Below are 23,466 nucleotides of genomic sequence, written 5' to 3' on the forward strand. Positions count from 1 at the left end.
ATCAGCTGGCCGTCGCGGTTTCCGCCTTAAGCAGGTGATTCCACTTGCAGGTGGGACATACTTCAACAGTATGCACCGTTGCCTGCCGTCCATTCTTTACCAACTGTTCGATTTCTTCTTCACTTCGAGCAGAACCTGCCGCCCGACCGATTTCATCGCCATAAACCCACAAAACCACACGTAGATCCTCGCTGCCACAAATCGGGCAAGGATAATCTGCGAGGTGTCCGTGATATTTGCTCGCAGTCACCAAGATGAACTCGGCGTCACAAATTGTGTCTTTTTGCACCAACCCCGCCCGAAACTGACGGAGAGTCTGCCTACGAGCTAGTTGGTGACTGATCTCATTTTGATAATGCACCACGATTAAAAAGTGTAGCCGTAAGCCGACCAATGAAACGACCCTCTAGAAGCATCGTTTAGAATTGCTTTTAAGTGAATAAGGAACAGCACAGAATTAAGGCCTCGGAGTTATCGCTCACGCTACTTCTCAAGTGACGCCAAGGTAAGTTGTACTTTTTCTGTCCAAATTATTGTTTTTTCCGTAGATAGGTTATCGAACGGAAATTACTTGGCAATACCGCTATGCTGGCAGGCATGCCTAATTTAAACGCTGAGGAGCTAGCAGTCCGCGTGCGACCCGCGCTGACAAAACTCTACGTTCTCTATTTCCGTCGCTCTGTGAATTCTGACCTCTCGGGTCCACAGCTCACTATTTTGAGTCGCCTGGAAGAAAACGGCCCATCCCGAATTAGTCGCATCGCGGAACTTGAAGATATTCGTATGCCAACCGCTTCGAATGCTCTGCATCAGCTGGAGCAACTCAACCTGGTTGAGCGTATCCGCGACACCAAAGACCGCCGAGGCGTGCAGGTTCAGCTCACTGACCATGGACGCGAAGAGCTTGAGCGCGTGAACAATGAACGAAACGCAGAGATGGCTCGACTCCTTGAAATGCTCACCCCAGAGCAGCTGGAACGTACCGAAGACCTGGTGGATATCATTACTGAGCTTGCAGAGGTGTACGGTAGCTGGAAAGAGACCGACAGCGGTTCTTAACAGTTTTCTCCATCTCAACTCCGGAATTTGATGAAACAACCCCTTCGCGTACTTATTTCTTGTCGACCCGAAGAAAATTCGGGTGGCAAACGTAGTGAACAAAATGATGCTGTTTTTGAGTTCGCCGCATGGCTAGCTCGTACTTCAGACATCAATGTTCGTGGAATCACAACTTTCATACGCCCTTGGCCGTCTTCCTCCATCAGTAAGCTCGGAGGAAAATATCATAAGTGGTATAAGAATTTAGATTCTTACTACCGCAGTCGCACGATCAAGGGACTCAAAGAGGCCGGAGTTGAGAAGTCCCAATGGGACGATGATGTTTCAGTTTTTGTAGATGGTCCTTCTGAATCCACGCTACTCACCCATGCTGCTGAAGAATTCGAAGCGGACCTCATTCTGCTTGGCTCTGATGCGACCGCACCAAAAGGCCGCTTCCTGGCCAGCTCCACCGCAGATGCCCTCCTTCACTCCTCGCCCGTCCCACTAGGACTTGTGCCGCGAGGGGTGAAGCTTTCCAAAAAGGGTGTCACCCGCGTCAACTACGCTTTCACCAATGAAAGCGATGACTTTGAGCAAGGTTTACGCTCTTCCGCGGAGCTCGCCACCAATTGGAACGTTCCTCTTCGGATCCTTGCTTTTTCACCCACAGGCATTACTTCCGCACCAACGTCGCGGAGCTTGGATATTTCCACTGAGCTTTCCTCCGAGTGGCGTGAACTAACGCTCGCCATGCTTGATCGAGCCCGTGATGGCGTCCTCACAGACCACCCAAACTTGAGCGTGAGCAGTGAAACCGGTTCTGGCTGGGGTTGGAGCGGTGCAATTGATGCTTTGCGATGGAAGAAAGGTGACCTGCTGTGCATGGGAAGCCATCGCACAGACACCCTTTCACGTGTCTTTGTCGGTTCGGAAACAATGGAAATTATCCGAAACTCTCCTGTACCGACCATCATTTATCCCGGTCTTTAGGCTCTCCAACAGCAGAGGACTAGACTTAAGTATGCCTGCAAAGGAGGACAACTTCATGAACACCCAACCAGAGCATCCAGAAAATGATCTAGTCGACGAAGCCGATTTTTCTAACCGGCCCAGGATCTACTCGGACGATCCTGATTCCTTGGCTGATGCGCCAGACCCAGCGCTGGAGCATGAGAAGAACAAGAAATCTTCACGCCAAGCACTCATTTATCTGTTTGCAGTTCCACTAGTTACATTCGTTTCTGCATACGTATTAGCCTGGGTGTCACGACTCCAGGGCGGTCCCATCTGTGACGCCGGTGAGGCCGTGTGGATTTGTTCCCGTGCTGCAGAACTGTGGTGGCCAATTACCACTAGCGTCATCGCATTTGGTGGCATGCTTGGATCTGCATGGATCCTCTATGACAAATACCGAAATTACCTACGCTGGCGTCCTTGGATGGGCGTGTTGTGGATTTTGATTCCATTCAGCATGCTGTGGGGAACCTCGGTGCTCACCTTGTCCATCTTGGGGCACTAAAAACTTCACATAAATGACAAAAGTCGGAACCTTTGAATCTTTCAAAGGTTCCGACTTTTCTCTTTCCCTACTTAGCGCCGGTAGATCCTAGGACTACTTCGAACTCCAGCAGGGAAGCGCCGGAAGCGACAGGCTTCTTATCTGAGCCGTGGGCTCCCTGGCCATGACCGCCCTTGGCCTTTTCGGCATCACGCCACGCGTTATAGCTGTCTTCATCAGCCCACTGGGTGACTACAAAGTAGCGGTCTTCACCGGAAACAGGGCGTAACAGTTGAAAGCCCTCAAATCCCAGAGCGGAATCCACGGCATTTTGGCGGGCTGCGAAGCGCTTCTCAAGCTCTTCACCAGCGCCTTCTGGTACGGAAATTGCGTTGATCTTAACGATGCTCATACCCAGCCACCATACCCTTTTTAAGAAGTAACGAGCGGATCAATTCCTTGCTCAGCGAAATCCGCAGCAATTGCTGCACAGCGTTCGCGCTTGCAATGACGAGTCTCAACATTGGCGAAGCAATCAGGGCACATCAACACGAGCTCGCGGCAATCATCTTCGTTGAGGCAGTACTCAAATTTGTTGGTGGGAGTATCGCAATGGATGCAGTGTCCGACCTCTTTGTAATCCTCGCCGAATTCCATATGCATGCGCTTATCGAAAACGTAGAGGGAGCCTTCCCACAGGCCCTTGTTGCCAAACTGCTCGCCGTAGCGAACGATGCCGCCATCGATTTGGTAGACCTCTTTGAAACCACGGTTGATCATGAGTGAACTCAGGATCTCACAACGAATTCCGCCGGTGCAGTAGGTGACCACAGGCTTGTCTTTGAGATCGTCGTATTTTCCGGACTCAATTTCTGCGATGAAATCATGAGTGGTTTCTACGTCAGGGACAACAGCGTCCTTGAACTTGCCGATCTGGGCTTCCATTGCGTTGCGGCCGTCAAAGAACACAACTTCATCGCCACGGGCTTCCACAAGCTCATTGACCTGCTGTGGTTTCAGGTGAACGCCGCCACCGACGACGCCGTTTTCATCCACTTTGAGCTCATCTGGAGCGCCGAAGGCAACGATCTCATCGCGGACTTTGACACTGAGCTTTGGGAAATCATCAGCGCCACCCTCGGACCACTTAAACTGCATGCGGTTGAAACCTGGGTACTCGCGGGTCTTTTTAATGTACGCCTTGCAATCATCAATATCTCCGCCCACGGTTCCATTGATGCCGTGAGTGGAGATCAGGATGCGGCCACGAAGATTCAGTGACTCGCAGAGCTCACGCTGCCACAGCTGAACCGCTTTAGGGTCAGAGAGCGGGGTGAATGCGTAATAAAGAAGAATTTTTGAGGTAGCCACAGTTCTTCAGTCTAGTGCGATGTGTGGCTACCTTAAAAACGAGGCTTTTACTCATAACGCAAGGCGTCAATTGGATCGAGCTTTGCTGCCTTGTTGGCGGGGTAGTAGCCGAAAAACAGGCCGATAGCCATGGAAAATACCAAGGCGATCACGATTCCACTCAGTGGTGGCAAGGAAATGTAGCCAATAGCGCTGGACATGATCAATCCCAAAATGCCGCCCAAAAGCACGCCGAGGATGCCACCGATGAAACAAATAATCATGGCTTCAACGACGAATTGCAGGCGAATGTCACGTCGACGAGCGCCGAGGGCTTTTCGGACACCGATTTCGCGGGTTCGCTCGGTGACAGACACCAACATAATGTTCATCACTCCGATGCCACCGACAAGCAAGGAAATTCCGCCGATGGCTGAGATACCCAAACTCATTGCGCCGAGAATGGTGTTGAACTCTTCGATCTGTTTACGGAAGTCCAACATGGCAACGTGGTGCGAGTCATTGTTGGCGTACAGCGCGTCGAAGTAGGTTTGCAGTGAACCCTTAAGTGAATCCTGGTCTACACCCTGAGCTGCACGGATACTTAACGTGTTGAATCCATCTTCCGTGTGGGTGATGTCATTGGCCACCGTGTATGGGGTGTAGGTGTGGACGGTTGGCATACTTCCCACAAGTCCACCTGCTGCGGCTTCTTTATACACACCGATAACCCGCAAAAATGTCTCTTGACCGTTGAGTTCAAAAGCTACTTCGGACCCCAGAGCGAGGTTGGGGTTTGCGTCGAAAAGCGTATTAAAGGTGTCTGGGGCGATGATCGCAACGGGGCGCTGAGCGGCAACATCGTCTTGCGTGATGGCGCGGCCGTAGTTCATTTCGACGCCATTCATCCACATATAATCCTCGTTGACGCCGAGGAGATCGGATTTAAGATCTGCGGTGTCGCCGATGAGAGTGCCTTGCGTACCCATTCCGCCAACGCTGATTCCTGTGATGCTGCCTGCGAAACGATCGCGCAGCGTATCAACTGTTTCTTCCGGAATCAGATTGCCACTAGAGTTTGCAGCCCCAGAAAAAGCGAACATATCGGGTTCGGGGGAATCTTCGTCGGGGCGTTCCTCCACCTGCGCCGACAGATCATTCGCGCCCAAGCTTTCCAAACTATTCAAAGTTTGATCCTGCAGGGCTTTACCAATGGTCAAAATTCCGATGACTGATGCGATACCAATGATGACACCCAACAGCGTCAACAATGCACGCATCTTGTTGCTTCTCAGGCTGGTGAGCGCCAAAAGAATTGATTCTGCAAGGCTCATGAGTGTTTCACCTCAGAGCCAATGATGCGCCCGTCAACCATGGTGACCACCCGATCAGATTCATCAGCAAGCTCAGGGTTGTGAGTAATAAACACGATGGTTTTGCCCTGCTCCTTGTTGAGCTGGTGGAAAATATCCATCACCATCCGGCCCGTTGCAGAATCCAACGCACCAGTTGGTTCATCAGCAAGAATAATCTCAGGATCGTTCGCCAACGCGCGAGCAATGGCCACGCGCTGCTTCTGACCACCCGAAAGCTCATTGGGCTCATGGTTGAGACGCTCACCCATCCCGACCATTTCCAACAATTCAACCGCACGACTTCTCCGCTGCTTAGCCGGAATGCCCGCATACATCATGGGCATTTCCACATTCTTCAACGCATCGATCCGGCCAATCAGATTGAAGTTCTGAAACACAAAACCAATCGATTTAGCGCGGTGGCTCGCCAAAGCATCATCGCTGATATCCAACACATCCACGCCATCCAAGGTGTACGTGCCATCAGTTGGCTTATCCAACAACCCAATGATGTTCATCATCGTTGATTTACCCGAGCCGGACGTACCCACAACCGACACGAATTCGCCACGGTCCACATGGAAATCCACACCGTGCAACACGGTGAGTTCACCTTCAGATCCAATGTTGTAGGTCTTGACAATATTTCGCATTTCGATGAGGCTCATAGGCTAAATCACCTGGCCCACGGTTTGCTTGGCAGAAACGGCAGGGGCTGCAGGGTCAAAAGGGGCCGCAGGACTAAAAGGAGCCGCCGCCTGCTCCACCGTATCTGCGTGAAGTTTCACTGTCTCCCCGATGAGGCCCCGGTAGTTTCCAGGCTGGGTGAGCACTCGAGCGTCTTCTGAAATTCCGGTACCGCTGACTGCGATATCAAAGTCATCGGATTCAGCTGTTTTTACTTCTACTTCTTCTACTTTGTTGTCGTCGCTGATGATCAAAACAGCGTCTTTGCCGTCATCATTTTTGTACACAGCTTCCAAAGGAACGGTCAGTACGTGTGGTGCGATTTCATGGACGATGCGTACTCGAGCGGATCCGCCGAGGTTGAGGCCTTCGCGGTCACCGGTGACAGAAATTTCGATGGGGAAGGTGACGTCACTGTTGGTGGTTGCGGCGCCTGCGGCAGCTCCTTCACCTGCAGCTGGGGCACTGGCGGCAGCTGCAATGGGGGAGACTTTGGATACTCGGCCGGCGAATTCTTTGGTTCCGGTCGATGGGGTAGTGAAGGTGACGCGGGATCCGACGGTGACGTTGCTGATCTCTGCTTCTTTTACATTCGCGGTGATCTTCAGTTCGGAATCATCCGCAACACTCAACAGTGCGCCGGCTGCAGGCTGACCTTGGGCTGCCTGCACGGATGAAACAATGCCTGAGTATGGGGAGCGAACGGTGGTGTTGTTGATATCCATCCGCAGCTGGGACGTGGATCTGGTGGCGGCTTCATTATCTACTGATGCCAAACCTAAAGCTGCATCGATGGCGCTTGATTGGGCTTCCAATTGGTGTTGGGTGGAAAGCTGCGCGGTCTCGAGGCCAAGTGCTGCGTCTTGTTGTGCTGAGTGGGCTTCGGCAACGGCGCGCTGTGCGGCGGCTAGTTCTGAGTCAACTTTTCCGAGTGAATCAATGTAGATCTGCTCGGCTTTTTCTAGAGCATCAGTGGTGGATGCGACGCGTCGCTCAGCTTCCTCCAAAGCGGTGTAGGACTGCAAGTAAGTCTGATCTTGGCTAGGCCACGTGGAGGTTTTGGAAGCAATTGATTGTTCCAGGCCTGCAACCTTTGCTTCAGCTGCAGCGACTGCCTCTAGGTCACCTGCAGCGCGGGCTTGAGCTAGTTCGGATTCCGCAGAAGCCAAAGATTCTCTCTCATCGAGCAGACCAATGACATCGTTGAGGTTGCTGCGATCGTTGTTGAGCAGTCCGAAGTCCGCGCGCAGTCGTTCAATTTCAGCAGCATCTGCTTGCTCACGAGCTGCCTTGAGAGCATCCGATTGAGCGACCATGGTGGAATCCAATCCGCCATCTACATCTCGCTGCTTCGCTTCAAAACTGCGGATCGCATCCTGATATGCCTGTGAGGACGCCCGCAACGAGGACTGCGCCGAGTTGATCTCCGGGCTCAAACCACTATCAAGAAGTTCCCTGGACTGCTCATATGCTTGCTGCGACTGCGCGATGGAATTGCGGTTTGCCATGGCTGCACGCGCATTGTTGGCATCAGTTTCATCCAACTGTCGTTGCAGGACAGAGGCATCCAACTCAGCCAACACCTGATCAGCTGCCACACGGTCACCAACCGCAACCGGCAAGTTCGCGACCGGCACAGTCAGACTGGTGTAAATGGTGGTGGTTCGCGCAGCTTCAATATTTCCGTTGACAGACACACGCGCCACGATTCCCTCGGAGGAAATCTCCCGAACATCAGAAGTGGCAATCACCTGGTCATTCGATGATGAACGCAGAAAATAAAACGAGGCAGCCGCAATGATCAAAATCAGGACCACGGCCACAATGATTAATTTCTTCGGGACCAAGGAAAGCGAAGGTGGTAGTGCCACAGTGAGATGGCCCCGAGGATCAGGTAACCCCGGGGCACTCCTTTCATAAGTTCTTACAACAAGTCTGTATCCAAAATGCCAGGGTACGGACATACCATTCACAGCACATCAGGGAATCCACCTACTTTGTTTTCCCCTAGAAATCCCCCATTTCATCACTCCCGAATGGGGGTAATGCTTGATCGATCAATTGAGTTGCTTTATCGATCAGGTCTGATTTCTGCTGGGAATCCCCACATTTTGGAACGTAGCGTCGATAAGCGTGCGGCGAAGCTTTTTCGGTCGCGGCCGTTATCTTTTTAAGAGGAGAAATTTTAGATGAGCACGTCCACCATCAGGGTTGCCATTGCCGGAGTCGGAAACTGCGCGACCTCCCTCATTCAGGGTGTGGAATATTACCGAAATGCGGATCCTTCCGAAACTGTCCCGGGTTTGATGCACGTCAAATTCGGTGATTACCACGTTGGCGACATTGAATTCGTGGCCGCGTTCGACGTCGACGCCGAAAAAGTAGGCATCGATCTTGCCGACGCCACCGAGGCTTCACAAAACTGCACTATCAAAATCGCCGATGTCCCACAGACCGGCATCAACGTGCTGCGTGGCCCGACTCTCGACGGCCTGGGCGATCATTACCGCGCGACCATCGACGAGTCCACCGCCGAGCCAGTCGACGTTGTCCAGGCGCTTATCGACGCAAAAGCCGATGTTTTGGTGTCCTACCTCCCAGTGGGCTCCGAAGAAGCCGACAAATTCTACGCACAAGCCGCCATCGATGCAGGCTGCGCCTTTGTCAACGCTCTCCCAGTATTCATCGCCTCCGACCCTGAGTGGGCTAAGAAGTTCACTGACGCTGGCATCCCAATTGTTGGCGATGACATCAAATCCCAGATCGGTGCAACCATCACCCACCGTGTCCTCGCACGCCTTTTTGAAGAACGTGGCGTTCGCGTAGATCGCACCATGCAGCTCAACGTCGGCGGCAACATGGACTTCAAAAACATGCTTGACCGCAATCGCTTGGAATCCAAGAAGGTCTCCAAAACCCAAGCAGTGACCTCCAACATTCCAGATGGTCCACTGTCTGGAAAGGTGGAAGACCGCAACGTCCACATCGGACCATCCGACCACGTCCAATGGCTCGATGACCGCAAGTGGGCTTATGTCCGCCTCGAAGGCACCGCATTCGGTGGAGTTCCCCTCAACCTTGAGTACAAACTCGAAGTGTGGGATTCACCCAACTCTGCCGGCATCATCATCGACGCTGTTCGCGCCGCCAAGATCGCCCTCGATCGCGGTATCGGCGGACCGATCATGCCAGCAAGCTCCTACCTGATGAAGTCCCCACCTGAGCAACTTCCAGACGATGTTACTCGTGAACGCCTAGAGGCATTCATCATCGAGGCATAAAATTTGGGTTAAGGTCCGGTTTAGATTCAGACCTTAACCCATTTCTTTTGCCAGATTCAGATTCTAGAAATGATCCTCGCACCACTGTTGACCAGCTTCAACGAAATCATCGGCAGTACCAAATACTTCAGTCGACGTGGCATACATATCCCGCATGACTAGACCTGGATCTATTCCTTCAAGCATTCCTACTGATGTGGAAACACTCGGCATATACTTTTCTTTTGCGAAAGGAATCGGCCAACCTTTATCCACCAACCTCGGACTGGCAATAATGTACTTTCCCTGTTCCGTGGGCAAATTGATTGGCTCAACAACTTCCCAAGGGGCAGGATCAGCGATGTTGACTACAACATAACCCGACTCAGGGTTGGAAGTTTTCAACGCCCCAAGGGCTGGGTTGTTTGTCCCAGGTGGGCCATCGTAAATACCACCGCTAAGTGTAAGTTCATCCACCGCGTTATCGCCACAGATGTACATGTGAAAGCTGATATTTCCGTCCTCATCATGGGACATTCCAGATAATCCTTGCGACTCTACGTTGACGTAGTTTCCACAGCCTGCAAGGGCTAAAACCGGAAGAATCGGTGCAAGCCACTTCAGTTTCACGAGCTTCACCTTATACATATTTGTAGTAGCTCACCCGCTAAACAGCCTGAAACTGCTCGACAAAATCCAGTGCCTTAACGCTTCCGGTACAAAGCTTTGCGCTGGTACTTCGGCTCTGAAGTAACTAGAACTCCGAGGTTGCGGAAAATGCCCTCATCAACTGATCCGAGGATCGTGGTGGTGTGGACATCGCAGCCGCGGAGATTTTTCAGCTCGTCCAGAGCCCGGCGGGCAGTTTCGGAGTTCGCGGCAGAGACCGACAAAGCAATAAGCACTTCATCAGTGTGCAGGCGAGGGTTGCGGGATCCCAGGTGCTGAGTCTTCAGGGATTGGATTGGCTCGATGGATTCGGGGGAGAGCAGGTCCACGCTGCGATCAATGCCAGCGAGTTCCTTCAATGCATTAAGCACCATCGCTGCGGAGCATCCGAGAAGTTCGGAGGTCTTGCCGGTGACGAGTCGACCATCGTTAAGTTCAATGGCACAACCCGGCGCGCCGGTGGATTCTTCAACATCAAGTGCTCGGGCAACCACGCGACGGTCTTCAACGGTGCAACCGGCCTTGCTCATGACAATGGCGATGCGCGCTGAAATGGTATCGTCCTGCTCCTCGCGGCGCTCGTCGACAAGCGCCTTGAAGTAACGCCGAACAATTTCTTGGCGGGCGGCTTCCTGGCACGCAGCGTCGTCGATAATTGCGCTTCCGACCATGTTGACACCCATGTCGGTGGGGGATTTGTACGGCGATGAGCCCGACAGCATTTCCAGCATGGTTTTCAGCAGCGGGAAGACTTCCACGTCGCGGTTGTAGCTGGTGGCTTTGGTGTCATAGGCGGCGAGGTGGAAAGGATCGATGATGTTGATGTCATCGAGATCCGCCGTGGCAGCCTCATAAGCCAAGTTAACTGGGTGCTCAAGAGGCAGGTTCCAAATGGGGAAAGTTTCAAACTTTGCGTAGCCGGACTTGATTCCGCGCTGGTGATCGCCATAAATCTGGCTCAGGCAGGTAGCGAGCTTTCCAGAACCTGGGCCCGGTGCGGTCACAACAACCAAATTGCGGGTGGTTTCCACATACTCGTTGATGCCGAAACCTTCCTCGCTAACAATGCGGCGAGCATCAGTTGGGTAACCTGGAATCACGCGGTGAACAGCAACCTTCAGGCCAAGGCGCTCTAGGCGCTGCTTGAACGTGAGTGCCTGATAGTTGTCATCCTCCAACTGTGTGAGCACCACATGCTCCGCCAAAAAGCCCAGCTCACGGAACACATCAATGAGGCGTAAAACATCTTCCTCATAAGAAATGTCGAGGTCGGCGCGGGTTTTCTTGCGCTCCAGATCCTTCGCGTTGATTGCGACGAGGATTTCCAGCTCATCTTTAAGCTCAGTGAGCATAGCGATCTTGTTGTCAGGAGTAAACCCTGGCAGCACACGGGAAGCGTGCATGTCGTCGAAAAGCTTGCCGCCCATTTCCAGATACAGCTTGCCGCCGATCTGCTCGCGGCGCTCATTGATGTGCTGCGACTGCATCTTGATATAAAGGTCGCGGTCGAATCCGATGCTCATAGCGCCAACTCCCCAGTTGCTTCAGCTGAAATCTAACCCCTGAAACATTACCTGGACACCCTATGAAATGGGCAAGGCCCCAGGGAGGAGGCTTATCGCCGAGGTTGGTGGAAGTCGGTTTTCGCGAGGGGGCGGGGCGTGGCGATTTAAAGGGCTTTGAGGTTGCAGTGACCCCTAGATTGGTTTTGAGTGGGTTAGGCCCTTAGAGGCGATTCTAGGAGCGTTACTTTTGAGGCGATTGAGGCTGCTGTGATTCCTGCGGGGTCACTGCAGGTTGACTGTTCAACTTCTCGTTACAGATCAGCGGAAAACTTAAAAATCGAACGAAGTTTTGCATATTCAAGCAGCATTAGCGCAAGTTCTCGATCAAAATTGGCCTTTCCCCGCGAACCGGGGACGAATTTTAGCAATCCCAACACTCAGTCCCCCAACTTGCACCTCCTGCGAGGTTCCACAGCAAGGATCCACCACATCCCACGGCAAATTCCGGAGTCTGTGGTGGATTCGTGCAGGATCCTGCGACGAAAAGTGCAAAAATCCACCACAAATTTCAGGATCAAAAATTTTGTGGTGGATTTTTGCACTAAGGACTAAGGAAGCCGCTGACCCCCGGGCTGGTGGGGGTCAGCGCCTTAACGCTTTTCGACGTTTTACTCTTGGATGTTTCCGTCTACATCAACAATGTGTGCGCGGATGAACCACTGGAATTTCTCCAGCTCCGCAGCCTGGCTGATGTAGATGTCTTCAGTTACTGGATCCACTGGGCCGGCTGATGCCATGGACTCGCGAACTCCGGTCAACACTTGGGTGTACACGCGATTGAGGTCAGTGAGGTGTGCTTGGACATTTCCGGCATTGCGCTCATATTGCAGTGGGGTGCGGTCAGCAACGTGGCCTTCTGGGGTTCCAACTGGTGCGCCTCCGAGGGTGGAAATGCGCTCTGCAACTTCGTCAGCATAGCCACGAACAAGGTCAACCTGTGGGTCGAGCATTTCGTGAACAGCAATGAAGTTGGGGCCAGTGACGTTCCAGTGCACGTGCTTCAAGATGAGGTGAAGATCGTTGTAGTCGGTGAGACGCTCCTGCAGTCCATCAATAAGCTGCTTTGCGTCATTCTCGTTGATTCCAGGGACTGTGTAGTTTGCCATGACCCCTATTATAGCACTGCTTGATAAATTGTCACCGACCCTTAGTCTAAGCTTATTTATATTAGGTTGTCCTATCCTGAAAGTGCCGATTCCCGCAGGCCACACTTAGTTTTTTATCAAATCGGCACACCGGCTACTAAGGTTGGTGATTATGCCTGAAGGACACGTGATTCATCGACTAGCTGGGGAGCTCACCAAGCATTTTGGCGAAACCGTTTTGGACGCCACTTCACCTCAAGGACGCTTTGCTTCTGAAGCGGCGATCATCAACGGTCACCGCATCGCGGTTGCGGAGGCTTATGGCAAGCACCTGTTCGTCGAGTTCGATGCGGATCACCCTGAGCACATTTTGTATATCCATTTGGGTCTGATTGGCACGTTGCAGTTTGAACCTGCGGAAGAAACCCGCGGGCAGATTCGCCTGCACCTTTCCGACGGGGAGATCTCAGCTAATTTGCGCGGACCCCAATGGTGCAGGTTGATCACCGATGCAGAGCGCACCCAGGCCATTGGAAAATTGGGCGCTGATCCGATTCGCGATGATGCCGATCCGGAACCAATTCGGATTAAGGTGCAGCGCTCAGGGCGAAGCATTGGTTCGTTGTTGATGGATCAGAAGCTTTTCGCAGGTGTGGGAAATATCTACCGTGCGGAGACACTTTTCCGCCTGGGGATTTCACCGTTCACCATTGGAAAAGACATCACCACGGCACAGTTCCGATCCATTTGGGCGGATCTTGTTGGGTTGATGAAAGACGGTGTTGTGGCTGGTCGGATTGATACTGTGCGCCCGGAACACACACCGGAGGCGATGGGTAGGCCACCGCGGAAAGATGATCACGGCGGTGAGGTTTACACCTATCGGCGAACCGGTCAAGAGTGCTTTCTGTGCGCAACTCCCATCAAGGAGCAGGTCATGGAGGGTCGAAACTTATTTTGGTGTCCCGGCTGCCAACGCTAGACAGATTCACTTTTTGCTGTCATCATTGGCTCTACACGTTTAAATGAGGAAGTTAAGGAGTCGGCCGTGCGCTTTTATCAGCAACTACACCTGCTGCAAAAGCCTGCGCCGCCATGCCTTCTAAACGTGTTGAACTTCTAAAAACACATTTTTAAGCCCTCCCGGCGTAGCTGAAAACTCAGTCGCCGGGAGGGCTTTTTTGTACCCGAATTTGTACCCGAATTTAAGGAATCGCTATGAATCATGTTGTTAATTTTGCTTCACATTTGGAAGACGCAGCCCTGAAGCAAGCCGAAGCTACTGCCACCATGCCGTTTATTTACCCGCATGTGGCGTTGATGCCTGATGCTCACTTTGGGTTGGGTTCGTCGGTGGGAACGGTGTTCGGCACCAAGGGTGCGATCATTCCGGCGGCTGTGGGTGTGGATATAGGTTGCGGAATGATAGGAGTGTGTACCAATTACACGGCCTCTGACCTGGAGGGACGTGATTTGGTGACGCTTCGGGATTACATCGAGCGGGTTATTCCGTTGTCTCCTGGAAATTACAATTCCACCACCTTGAAGGAAACCGCGAAGGTGAAGGTCGCGGAGTTGGAGGAGCTCGCGGAGAGCGATGGTGTGGATTTGTCGCACTCTCCGACGTGGAAGCGCCAGTTGGGTTCGCTTGGTGGAGGTAATCACTTCCTTGAGTTGTGTCTTGATGAGTTGGATCGGGTGTGGATGTTTTTGCACTCTGGTTCCCGCGGTGTGGGTAACAAGATTGCCCAGAAGCACATCAAGATCGCGCAGGCTGAGTGTAAGAATGAGGAGCTTCCCGATAAGGATCTTGCGTACTTGACCGAGGGGACTGAGGAGTTTGAGTCTTACATCAAGGAACTGAATTGGGCGCAGCGTTTTGCGTTCCTCAACAGGGAAGAAATGATGGACAGATTCGCACGGGAGCTGGGTTTTTTCGTCGACAAGCAGCTTGAAGAGGTCGAGCGCATCAACTGCCACCACAACTACACGGTCCGGGAGGAGCACTACGGGGAGACCATTTGGCTCACCCGTAAGGGTGCCGTGTTGGCGGACGAAGGCACGCCGGCGTTGATTCCGGGGTCGATGGGCACCGCGTCGTACGTGGTCAGTGGCAAGGGCAACGCCGAGGCACTGCGGTCGGCGCCGCATGGGGCGGGCCGGAGGATGTCGCGCAACCAGGCTAAAAAGCGCTTCTCGACGGCTGACCTGGATTCTCGGATGGCGGGCATCGTCTACCGGCCCGGCAAGGAGTGGATCGATGAAATTCCCGACGCTTACAAAGACATCGATCAGGTGATGGCCGATGCTGCCGATTTGGTGACAATTCGCCATAAATTGCGCCAGATCGTCAACGTGAAAGGCACCTAGTTTTCCTTAAGGGTGCTCGAGCTTCAACAACCACTGTTTCGCTTCCAAGCCACCTCGGTATCCGCCTAAAGCTCCATCAGTGCGCAACACTCTGTGGCAGGGAGCGAAAATTGGCAGTGGATTGGTCGCGCACGCGCTGCCCACTGCGCGAACCGCACCAGCATTGTTGAGTTCAGCGGCGATCTGCTTGTAAGTTTTGCTCTCCCCATAAGGAATGGACAGCAAGAACTCCTGAACTTTCCCTCGGAAGCTCAGCAAGTTTTGGCTCGGCCAATCCAGGGGAGTGCTGAACTCTTTGCGTTTACCAGCGAAGTATTCTTTCAGCTCAGAAACTGCTTGCTCCAACACTGCGTTGGTGCCAGGGGTCGATCCGACGGTGCAAGCTGCATAGTTTTCATCGGAGAATGCCACGTAGGTCAGCCCTTGATCACTTGCGACCAGGAGTAGCTCTCCGATTGGTGAGTCATAGCGTAGATGATGCATTGTTCAAATCCTCTTTAAATCCTCACAACGATTTTTCCTGAGGTTTTACCCTGCTCAACGAGCCGGTGTCCCTCCATGATGTTGGCAGCGTTGAGACCCTCCAGCACAGTTGCTGTCACTGCCTGAAACTGACCCCGATCAACCATGTCGGCGATCTTATTCAGAATTTTGCCTTGTTCACCCATGTCAGGGGTATTGAACATAGCGCGGGTAAACATGAACTCCCAGTGCAAAGCGATGGCTTTTTGTTTGAAAGCACCCAAGTTTGGATCCACTGGATCATCAATAAGCACCAGGTGGGACTGTGGCTTCATCAACGTGGCTAGTTCTACTTCACGACCCGTAGTCCACGAGCTGAACACAAAATCCACATCGGAGATCTGCTCACTCAAATCCTTGGAGTGATCAATCACCTCATGAGCTCCGAGCTTAGTCACCCATTCTGCCGACTCAGGTCGGGAAGCAGTTGCCACCACTTTCAGACCAGTAAGAGCTCGGGCAATTTGGATAAGAGCGGAAGGCACACCACCTGAACCACCCAACACCAGCAACGTGCCGGTGGAAGACTGAGTTACGCCCAAACGATCAAAAAGCGCCTCCCATGCCGTGAGCGCAACCAGTGGGAGAGCAGCGGCATCGTGTGGCTCTAAGCTTTGTGGCGCATGCCCTACCAGCCGTTCATCCACCACCTGGTACTGCGCATTACTTCCTGGGCGCTGGTTGGAACCTGCATAAAACACCTTGTCACCAGCATTGAAAAGCGTGACCTGAGATCCAACTGTCACCACTTCACCTGCAGCATCAAACCCAAGGATCTTTGGGTGCTTTTGTTTCCCGGCACGCATACGCACCTTGGTATCAACAGGGTTAATTGAGACCGCTTCAATTTTGACCAGCACATCATGAGGGCCGGGAGTTGGTTGATCAACTTCTACATCAACTAGAAAATCTGGTTGATCAGAAGGGATGGAATCTAACATTGCAACAGCAGACATCGTGGGATCAGGGGTATCCATTTGCACGCTCATGCCCCCGATGTTAGCCCTTGGGTACGTTTCATGCCGGTGTTTTCTATGGCATTGGACACGGTCAGATGTTTGCCGTATCTAACGTGCTTTTTAATTGCACAATAGATCTAAGAATAAGGGTAGGGTACCTTAAGCTTTTGTGTATCAAAAACTTCTAATGCCTTTTTTATGCTCCGTAATGCTGCTCAGTGCGTGCGGAACGGCAAACGATACTCCTGAAACAACTGACACTTCTGTGGAAACTGCCCTCGGCACCCTCAACGTCCCCTCCACAATTGACTCAGTAGTAATACTCGAAGGCCGCCGTGACCTAGACATCGCCTTGGCGCTGGAACTCCCCGTGGTGGGCTACCCCTTTGAGGAAGCAGGCTCACTTGAACTCGAATCGCCACTGGCAACTCAGCTAGAACAAGCCAAACTCAATGGCGCAGAAGAAATTTTCTCCGCAGATGACATCAGCCTCGAAGCAATTGCAGCGGCAGACCCCGACCTCATTATCTCCAGGCTCAGCGATGTTGAACCCATCCAGGAGCAACTAGAAACCATCGCACCAGTTCTTCCCATCGGTGAACAAGACACCAGCACATGGCAAGAAGACCTCCGGCTCGTCGCCCAAGCCACAGGCACCGAACAACGCGCTGAAGAACTAATTGCAGATTACGATTCCCGGATCAAAGCACTGTCCACTCAATATGCAGACATACTGGCCAACAACACTTTCGCACCACTGAGCTTCAACGGAGAGAGCTTTGAAACCCGACCCAACCGGCTGCTCTCTGTCGTGCTCCGCGATCTTGGAGCAACCCCATCACAGGCTTTCGAAGCGGCAATCGACGGTGATGCAACCAAATACAGCCCAGAGCAAGTGCTCACTGGCTTTGGAGATGCAGACGGATTAATCATGCTGGTCAACAGCCCACAAACCTGGCAAGAACTTCATGACAACCAGCTCTACCAGCAGCTCCCTGCGATAACAGAGGGACATTTCGTACGCTCAGACAAGCAAACCCATGAAGGTGGGCCGCTAACCGCGCTGCACGCGCTCGATGTGATCGAGCAACTACTCCGAACCTTCCAGTAAGTTCAGCAGAATGTGGCGCAGGCACACTGGCTACCAGCTGAGTTAGATTGATAACTTAGCTGGATATCCACCTTTTTAATCTGGCTGAATTCTCCACAGCGGGCTACTGTTTTTCGAGACTAACTTTAACGATCTAGAACTTGCCTTAAGCTGCCCAAAAAGCTGCGTTTTATAGACGCCCGGCAAGTCCTCCCCACACGTTCATCTGAGCAAGTTCAGTAGAGCAAGTTCACCCGAACAGATTCACTCGAGAAGTCGACAGACCCCATTAAACAGCCCGATTCAAGAAAGGCTTCGCAGCCATGAGCACCACCACCGCGCCCGAAGCACGGTTTCCTGTCGTCCCTTTGACCGCCATGAGTTTCGCGGCATTTGTTTATGTCACGTTCGAGATGTTTGCAGTTGGCCTCATCAAGCCGATGGCCAGCGATCTTGGAGTGTCAGAATCCAGCATCGGCCTGTTGATGACTGTGTATGCGACTGTCGTTGCCGTGGTGACGATCCCTGCCATGTTGTGGGTTTCTCGATTTAACAAGCGCACAGTTTTCCTGATTACTCTGGCATTTTTGGCCACGGGCATTGTTGTTCAGGCACTGACCGTTAATTATGGAATGCTAGCCATCGGCCGCACTATCGCAGCATTGACTCACGGGGTGTTTTGGGCACTTGTTGGGCCAATGGCAGCGCGTATGTCCCCAGGTCACACTGGTCGTGCAGTAGGCGTTGTGTCGATTGGATCAACCATGGCGCTGGTCGTTGGTTCTCCGCTGGCAACATGGATCGGTGAACTCATCGGATGGCGTCCTGCCACCTGGATTCTTGGTGCGCTGACCATTGCGGCCGTGGCTGTACTCATTCCAACCGTTCCATCACTGCCACCACTTCCAGACACGGAATCAGAGTCCAAAGAAAAGAAATCCCTTCCATGGGGTCTCATTTCCCTGGCCATTTTCCTTCTCCTTGCCGTCACCGGTGTTTTTGCTGCCTACACCTACCTTGGCCTCATCATCGCTGAAACAGCAGGGGACAGCTTCGTGTCCATTGGCTTGTTCGCCTTCGGTGCACTCGGACTCATTGGCGTGACAGTGGCAACCCGAACTGTGGATCAACGCATGCTGCGTGGAAGTGTTCACACCACCACTTTGTTTGTCATTGCTGCAATTCTTGGACAGATCGCATTCGGATTAGAGGGCACACTAGCCGTAGTAGCTATCTTCCTTGCAGTCACCGTGTTTGGTGGAGCATACGGCGCTCTCCCAACCCTGGGAACCACCATCTTCCTCCATGCGGGTCGCGACCACCCAGATACTGCATCCTCCATTTATGTGGTCACTTACCAAGTGGGTATCGCGTCTGGCGCGGCACTTGGCGCGATGGCTGTGGATGCCGATTGGGTTGCTGGCACTTTGTGGATCATGGCTGGACTGTCATTGGCTTCCACGTTGGTCTTGGCGCTGTGGTCCCGCCCGCTACTGAAGTAGCAGCCCAAATTCAGCCCACTGAATCAACCACTGAATCAACCCCAAAACCACCCAAAAGTCACACTTAGCAAACAATTAAATTCATCACAAAACACCCCTGCACAAACTTAGCAATAAAGGTCAGGGATGTTTTGCAAATGTTCACATTGCGAATTTTTTGTTGAGCTACAGATTTAGCTAGTGTTTTTGTTCCAGAACCCTAAATGAGGTTCTACCCTTAACAGAGCTTCCCGCAAAAACACCGATTAACAAGGCTAAATGATATGACCATCGACCTGCAGCGTTCCACCCAAAACCTCACCCATGAGGAAATCTTCGAGGCACACGAGGGCGGAAAGCTCTCCATTAGTTCCACTCGTCCGCTCCGCGACATGCGCGATCTTTCCCTTGCTTACACCCCAGGTGTTGCTCAGGTTTGTGAAGCAATCAAGGAAGATCCAGAGGTTGCACGCACCCACACGGGCATTGGAAACACCGTCGCGGTTATTTCCGACGGCACCGCTGTTCTGGGTCTTGGCGATATCGGACCTCAGGCCTCCCTTCCCGTCATGGAGGGCAAGGCTCAGCTGTTTAGCTCTTTCGCTGGCCTGAAGGCTATCCCTATCGTTTTGGATGTTCACGATGTTGACGCTTTGGTTGAGACCATCGCAGCCATCGCGCCTTCTTTCGGTGCTATCAACCTGGAGGACATCTCTGCACCTCGTTGCTTTGAGGTGGAGCGTCGCCTCATTGAGCGTCTTGATATCCCAGTTATGCACGATGACCAGCACGGAACCGCTGTGGTTATCCTCGCTGCGCTGCGCAACTCCCTGAAGCTGCTGGATCGCAAGATCGAAGACCTCAAGATTGTTATTTCCGGCGCAGGCGCAGCGGGCGTTGCTGCCGTAGATATGCTGACCAACGCTGGCGCAACCGACATCGTGGTTCTCGATTCCCGAGGCATCATCGACGACAGCCGTGAGGATCTTTCCCCAGTTAAGGCTGCTCTTGCAGAGAAGACCAACCCTCGTGGCATCAGCGGTGGCATCAATGAGGCTTTCACCGGCGCGGACCTGTTCATTGGCGTGTCCGGCGGCAACATCGGCGAGGACGCCCTCAAGCTCATGGCACCACAGCCAATCCTGTTCACCCTGGCGAACCCAACCCCAGAGATCGATCCTGAGCTGTCTCAGAAGTACGGCGCCATCGTCGCGACCGGCCGCTCTGACCTGCCTAACCAGATCAACAACGTGCTCGCGTTCCCAGGAATTTTCGCCGGCGCTCTCGCAGCCAAGGCCAAGAAGATCACCCCCGAGATGAAGCTCGCCGCTGCAGAGGCAATCGCCGACATCGCAGCTGAGGACCTCGAGGTCGGCCGCATCGTGCCTACCGCCTTGGATCCCCGCGTCGCCCCAGCAGTCAAGGCAGCTGTCCAGGCCGTCGCCGAAGCGCAAAACGCTTAAGAATTTGCTTATCGACGCCTCCCTCCCCGTCGAGGCGCCAATATTTTAAGAGCAAACTTGAGGCCCACAGAATTGCTTCTGTGGGCCTTCAAATTCGCTGATCAAGAACTCACCACAACCCCGAGACCAGACCTTTAAATCAAACAAATTTTTGCACTTTATCCAATTCGCAAAAATCCACCACGAATCACAGAATTTCTGCGTCTTGTGGTAGATATTCGCATGCGTGTTCCACTGCGAAAAGCTAGACCAACTTGAGGTAGAGGGCGTCGAAAAGCTCTCTTGCCTTGGAGTAATGGTGCGCAAAGCGCGGCTGATGCGTGGTGCCGAATGGTGGCGTCGCGCGCGTGCCGCCTGGTTCGAGCTGCTCAAGGACGATAAGTGCGGTGCCGCGAAGGGTGGCGCGCTTCATTTCCAGAGGGATGACTGGGGTGTCGAGGGCGTCGGAAAGCATCGCGAGGAATTCTGGGTGGTCGGTGGAGACTCGTCCTGATGCGATGACCCGTTCAGGGGCTGCGCCGGCTTTCTCCATGTGTTCCCAAACGCGCTGGTAGGAGAGTGCGAGGGCTTCGAAAACGCCGCGCCACAAGTGTTCAGGGCCGGTTTGCTCCTGAATGTTGGTGATCGTGGCCTGCGCTGAGGCTGCCCAGCCGATGGAGCGTTCCCCGGAGAAGAACGGCAGGACAGCTGGGGTGCCTTCAAGGGGTTCTCGGATCAAAACTTCATCGAGGTTTTCAGGCTTGATGATGGTGCGCTCCAGCCAGGTGACGGCACGTCCGACGTCGTTGAGTGCGCCACCAACGATGCACTGGTCGCGGGAAACGCGGTAACACCACAGGCCAGATGGGATCTGTTCGGGAACGCTCGGAAGGATCACGCGCATGGCGCCGGATGTAGCGGCGGCGACTGCGACGGTTTTAGAATCCACCGCGCCTGGGCCAATGTTGGAAGGCCAGCCGTCTGGAATGGCATGGAACCAAGGGATTTCTTCCAGGTGCTTCCACTTTTTGTCGACAACTTTGGCATCGGTGGCTGGTTCATCAGGGTTTCTGATCTCACCGAACAGAGCCGGATCAACACCGATGTGCTCCAAGATAGTCAGATCAAGTTCGCCGGTATGGGCGTCCAAAATGCCACTCCACGCGGCAATCGAAGTAGCCATTCCGGTGATGCCTGCAAGTTTGAAGTAGACGTACTCACCGATGGTCATCACGTACTTGGCTTTGTTGAATTCTTCCTCGAACTCAGTTTTCAGCCACAGCAGACGCGATGGGTGGTAGGAGGTGTGCAGGCGGACGCCGGTGCGGCCGTGGTAGGCCTCCTCATCGATTTCCGCGCGCAGCTGCTCCACATACTGTGCAGAACGAGAATCCGCGTAGGTAATGCACGAGGTGAGCGCATTGCCTTCACCATCGACCAAGATTGATGAGGATGCAAAAGAATCTAGCGCGACAGCGGCGATCTGATCTTTGATGTTGTGATGATCAGCCGCGTTCAAAATGCCATTAATAACTGAGGTGATCTCTGAAACCACCTGGTCAGCATCAATGGTGGAAACGCCCTCACCGGTGGTGAATTCATGGGATTCGCGCTGCTTGGTGCCTTTGATTGGGCAGCCGGAAGCATCATAAAGTCCACCTCGTGATGCAGTGGAGCCAATATCCATCGCAAGGACATAAGGTCCACGTGAGTCATCGAAAGGGATGGACATTGTTGGAATAGATCCCATAAGGTTTCCTTTAAAGGTCTGACTAATAAAGAATTGTCCCTCAAGGATATAGCCTGATCACACGAAAACATTCATGGGAGTGACGCTCAATCGCTGCGCTTGTCCCAAATCAACTACCTTGTCAGGATCGCCAAGCCTTGGCCCCAGTGCCACCAAGACTGCAAAAACTACTGCCAGAATCAGTGCGAGCCAAACCCACACCTTAAAAAATCTCTCCCCAAAGATCTTGGCAATTAATGCTCCCGCGCCGGCACCAAGGGTATTGAAAATAAGGTCATCGATGTCGCTGTATCCCAGCATGAAAACGTACTGAGATATCTCAATAGCCAGGCTAAATAACGCGCCCACCCGCATCGTGTGAATGACTGAATTCTTATGCCACGACCCAGATGTTTTTAACAGGACGTAGAACAGCACTCCGAAGGGGACAAAGAAAGCGAAGTTCCCTCCGTAACCAAATAGCGGAGAAAACCACGAACTGGATTCGATGAAATCATTAAACGGCACCAAAGAAATCGAGCGATTCCTATGGGCTTCCGGCACCCACAACAATCCAATGACGAAGAATGATTTCAACATGGTCAACGAAACCATGACCGCGCTGTAAGCAATCAGCGCGAGGGCAATCATCGAAGTAGAAGGGGTTCTCATGAGTCCTGATCATATAAGGACAACATGGATTTTTCGCCCGCGCAAGCGGAACTGCTGAAACCTTCTAGGCGGTAAAACTTGAATACATCATCATCGCCATCACAGATAGTGAACCGCCCATGATGATTCCGCTGACTACCTTGGAGGATTTAAGCGAGACAAGCGCTGCTACGGATGCTCCAATGAGTCCGCCGATCGTATTAAACAACAGGTCATCGACATCTGAATATCCAATAGCAAACACCCATTGCAGAACTTCGATACTGAGGCTGGTGACGCTGGCAAACAGGATGGTTTCTACGAAGGGGAATCGATGGTTGAATTTACGGAGCATTTTGTACAGGAAAAACCCAAATGGCATGAACAGTGCGATGTTGCCAAAAGTGTTGGTCCAAGGCCCCCACCAAATTGGTGGATCAATAAAGCCGTTGAAAAGCTCTAAGTCGATGGATCTGTATTGGTGTGCTTCTGTGTTCCACAGTCCGCCTAAAGAAAGGCGACTTTTAAGAAGTGTCATCATCACAAGCAGCACCAGGTACACGCCGAAGGAAAACGCGAACAGTAAAGAAGAGGCATTGAAGCTCTTTTTCACTGATTCGTCCTTTTGTGGCGGGGCATGGTGGGAACCGTGTGGCACTTGTGGAGCCTGGATTCCGGAGGCGTGAATGGTTGACATATGGCCAACCCTAGG

23 protein-coding genes are annotated in these 23,466 nt (G+C 52.8%); 9 read left to right on the forward strand and 14 right to left on the reverse strand.

Going from position 1 to position 23,466, the window contains the following annotated elements; genetic code table 11:
• Position 1 precedes the first annotated feature (1 nt).
• Complete coding sequence (locus tag KW808_RS15660) at positions 2–394, reverse strand: DUF5318 family protein (RefSeq protein WP_003855082.1); 393 nt, start codon at positions 392–394, stop codon at positions 2–4.
• A gap of 191 nt (positions 395–585) precedes the next feature.
• On the opposite strand from KW808_RS15660, the gene carR reads away from it, so the two are divergent.
• Genes carR through KW808_RS15675 form a run of 3 tightly spaced genes read left to right on the forward strand, consistent with a single transcriptional unit; the run spans position 586 to position 2,560 of the window.
• Positions 586–1,059 carry a MarR family transcriptional regulator CarR gene (gene carR / locus KW808_RS15665; protein ID WP_003855083.1) on the forward strand — a complete coding sequence of 158 codons (474 nt, stop codon included), beginning with the start codon at positions 586–588 and terminating at the stop codon, positions 1,057–1,059.
• A 30-nt stretch (positions 1,060–1,089) separates the two neighbouring features.
• Positions 1,090–2,031 carry a universal stress protein gene (locus KW808_RS15670; protein WP_003861200.1) on the forward strand — a complete coding sequence of 314 codons (942 nt, stop codon included), beginning with the start codon at positions 1,090–1,092 and terminating at the stop codon, positions 2,029–2,031.
• Between the two features lie 31 nt (positions 2,032–2,062).
• Positions 2,063–2,560, forward strand: coding sequence for a hypothetical protein (locus KW808_RS15675; RefSeq protein ID WP_003861203.1), 498 nt, complete (start codon positions 2,063–2,065; stop codon positions 2,558–2,560).
• Between the two features lie 67 nt (positions 2,561–2,627).
• Here KW808_RS15675 and KW808_RS15680 read toward each other — a convergent pair whose 3' ends face one another.
• Genes KW808_RS15680 through KW808_RS15700 form a run of 5 tightly spaced genes read right to left on the reverse strand, consistent with a single transcriptional unit; the run spans position 2,628 to position 7,754 of the window.
• Positions 2,628–2,951 (reverse strand): antibiotic biosynthesis monooxygenase family protein, encoded by a 324-nt coding sequence (locus KW808_RS15680; RefSeq protein ID WP_003861205.1) that lies wholly within the window; start codon positions 2,949–2,951, stop codon positions 2,628–2,630.
• 20 nt (positions 2,952–2,971) lie between these two features.
• Complete coding sequence (gene trhO, locus KW808_RS15685; RefSeq protein WP_499652339.1) at positions 2,972–3,910, reverse strand: oxygen-dependent tRNA uridine(34) hydroxylase TrhO; 939 nt, start codon at positions 3,908–3,910, stop codon at positions 2,972–2,974.
• Positions 3,911–3,957: 47 nt separating this feature from the next.
• Positions 3,958–5,223 carry an ABC transporter permease gene (locus KW808_RS15690; protein ID WP_003861208.1) on the reverse strand — a complete coding sequence of 422 codons (1,266 nt, stop codon included), beginning with the start codon at positions 5,221–5,223 and terminating at the stop codon, positions 3,958–3,960.
• The gene (locus KW808_RS15695; RefSeq protein WP_003855103.1) at positions 5,220–5,912 is read right to left on the reverse strand and encodes an ABC transporter ATP-binding protein; all 693 of its coding nucleotides are present in this window, start codon (positions 5,910–5,912) and stop codon (positions 5,220–5,222) included. The genes KW808_RS15690 and KW808_RS15695 overlap by 4 nt, the downstream gene beginning before the upstream one ends.
• Positions 5,913–5,915: 3 nt before the next feature.
• Positions 5,916–7,754: a permuted SH3 domain-containing protein gene (locus KW808_RS15700; RefSeq protein WP_003861210.1), complete on the reverse strand. Its 1,839-nt coding sequence runs from the start codon at positions 7,752–7,754 to the stop codon at positions 5,916–5,918.
• 366 nt (positions 7,755–8,120) lie between these two features.
• Here KW808_RS15700 and KW808_RS15705 point away from each other — a divergent pair, with 366 nt between their 5' ends.
• Positions 8,121–9,212 (forward strand): inositol-3-phosphate synthase, encoded by a 1,092-nt coding sequence (locus tag KW808_RS15705; RefSeq protein ID WP_499652341.1) that lies wholly within the window; start codon positions 8,121–8,123, stop codon positions 9,210–9,212.
• Between the two features lie 63 nt (positions 9,213–9,275).
• Here KW808_RS15705 and KW808_RS15710 read toward each other — a convergent pair whose 3' ends face one another.
• The 3 genes from KW808_RS15710 to dps form a co-directional block, all read right to left on the reverse strand.
• A complete protein-coding gene (locus tag KW808_RS15710; protein ID WP_034983380.1) occupies positions 9,276–9,821 on the reverse strand; it encodes a hypothetical protein in 546 nt (181 codons plus the stop codon).
• A gap of 74 nt (positions 9,822–9,895) precedes the next feature.
• Positions 9,896–11,383: a DUF1846 domain-containing protein gene (locus KW808_RS15715; RefSeq protein WP_003861216.1), complete on the reverse strand. Its 1,488-nt coding sequence runs from the start codon at positions 11,381–11,383 to the stop codon at positions 9,896–9,898.
• A 650-nt stretch (positions 11,384–12,033) separates the two neighbouring features.
• Positions 12,034–12,531 carry a DNA starvation/stationary phase protection protein Dps gene (gene dps, locus KW808_RS15720; protein WP_003861220.1) on the reverse strand — a complete coding sequence of 166 codons (498 nt, stop codon included), beginning with the start codon at positions 12,529–12,531 and terminating at the stop codon, positions 12,034–12,036.
• 151 nt (positions 12,532–12,682) lie between these two features.
• Between dps and KW808_RS15725 the strand changes: the two genes are divergently transcribed.
• Positions 12,683–13,492 (forward strand): Fpg/Nei family DNA glycosylase, encoded by an 810-nt coding sequence (locus KW808_RS15725; protein WP_003861221.1) that lies wholly within the window; start codon positions 12,683–12,685, stop codon positions 13,490–13,492.
• 236 nt (positions 13,493–13,728) lie between these two features.
• Positions 13,729–14,880 carry an RtcB family protein gene (locus tag KW808_RS15730; RefSeq protein ID WP_003861222.1) on the forward strand — a complete coding sequence of 384 codons (1,152 nt, stop codon included), beginning with the start codon at positions 13,729–13,731 and terminating at the stop codon, positions 14,878–14,880.
• 6 nt (positions 14,881–14,886) lie between these two features.
• Here the strand turns inward: KW808_RS15730 and KW808_RS15735 are convergent, their stop codons facing one another.
• Both KW808_RS15735 and KW808_RS15740 read right to left on the reverse strand, forming a co-directional pair.
• Complete coding sequence (locus tag KW808_RS15735) at positions 14,887–15,363, reverse strand: methylated-DNA--[protein]-cysteine S-methyltransferase (RefSeq protein WP_003855120.1); 477 nt, start codon at positions 15,361–15,363, stop codon at positions 14,887–14,889.
• Positions 15,364–15,377: 14 nt separating this feature from the next.
• Entirely contained in the window at positions 15,378–16,379 is a 1,002-nt protein-coding gene (locus tag KW808_RS15740) for a zinc-binding alcohol dehydrogenase family protein (RefSeq protein ID WP_004567909.1), read from the reverse strand.
• A gap of 169 nt (positions 16,380–16,548) precedes the next feature.
• Between KW808_RS15740 and KW808_RS15745 the strand changes: the two genes are divergently transcribed.
• From KW808_RS15745 to KW808_RS15755, 3 genes are all read left to right on the forward strand, one after another.
• Complete coding sequence (locus KW808_RS15745) at positions 16,549–17,472, forward strand: ABC transporter substrate-binding protein (protein ID WP_034983381.1); 924 nt, start codon at positions 16,549–16,551, stop codon at positions 17,470–17,472.
• A 302-nt stretch (positions 17,473–17,774) separates the two neighbouring features.
• Positions 17,775–18,953, forward strand: coding sequence for an MFS transporter (locus KW808_RS15750; protein ID WP_004567913.1), 1,179 nt, complete (start codon positions 17,775–17,777; stop codon positions 18,951–18,953).
• Positions 18,954–19,216: 263 nt separating this feature from the next.
• Entirely contained in the window at positions 19,217–20,395 is a 1,179-nt protein-coding gene (locus KW808_RS15755; protein ID WP_004567915.1) for an NAD(P)-dependent malic enzyme, read from the forward strand.
• Between the two features lie 244 nt (positions 20,396–20,639).
• On the opposite strand, the gene KW808_RS15760 is transcribed toward KW808_RS15755, so the two are convergent.
• From KW808_RS15760 to KW808_RS15770, 3 genes are all read right to left on the reverse strand, one after another.
• Positions 20,640–22,124: a gluconokinase gene (locus KW808_RS15760; RefSeq protein ID WP_004567917.1), complete on the reverse strand. Its 1,485-nt coding sequence runs from the start codon at positions 22,122–22,124 to the stop codon at positions 20,640–20,642.
• A gap of 57 nt (positions 22,125–22,181) precedes the next feature.
• Positions 22,182–22,775, reverse strand: a complete 594-nt coding sequence (locus KW808_RS15765) for a VanZ family protein (protein WP_034983383.1) — start codon at positions 22,773–22,775, stop codon at positions 22,182–22,184.
• 64 nt (positions 22,776–22,839) lie between these two features.
• The gene (locus KW808_RS15770; protein WP_004567921.1) at positions 22,840–23,451 is read right to left on the reverse strand and encodes a VanZ family protein; all 612 of its coding nucleotides are present in this window, start codon (positions 23,449–23,451) and stop codon (positions 22,840–22,842) included.
• Positions 23,452–23,466 lie beyond the last annotated feature (15 nt).

This window comes from [Brevibacterium] flavum (assembly GCF_019317305.1).
In the GTDB taxonomy this organism is placed as follows: Bacteria; Actinomycetota; Actinomycetes; order Mycobacteriales; family Mycobacteriaceae; genus Corynebacterium; species Corynebacterium glutamicum.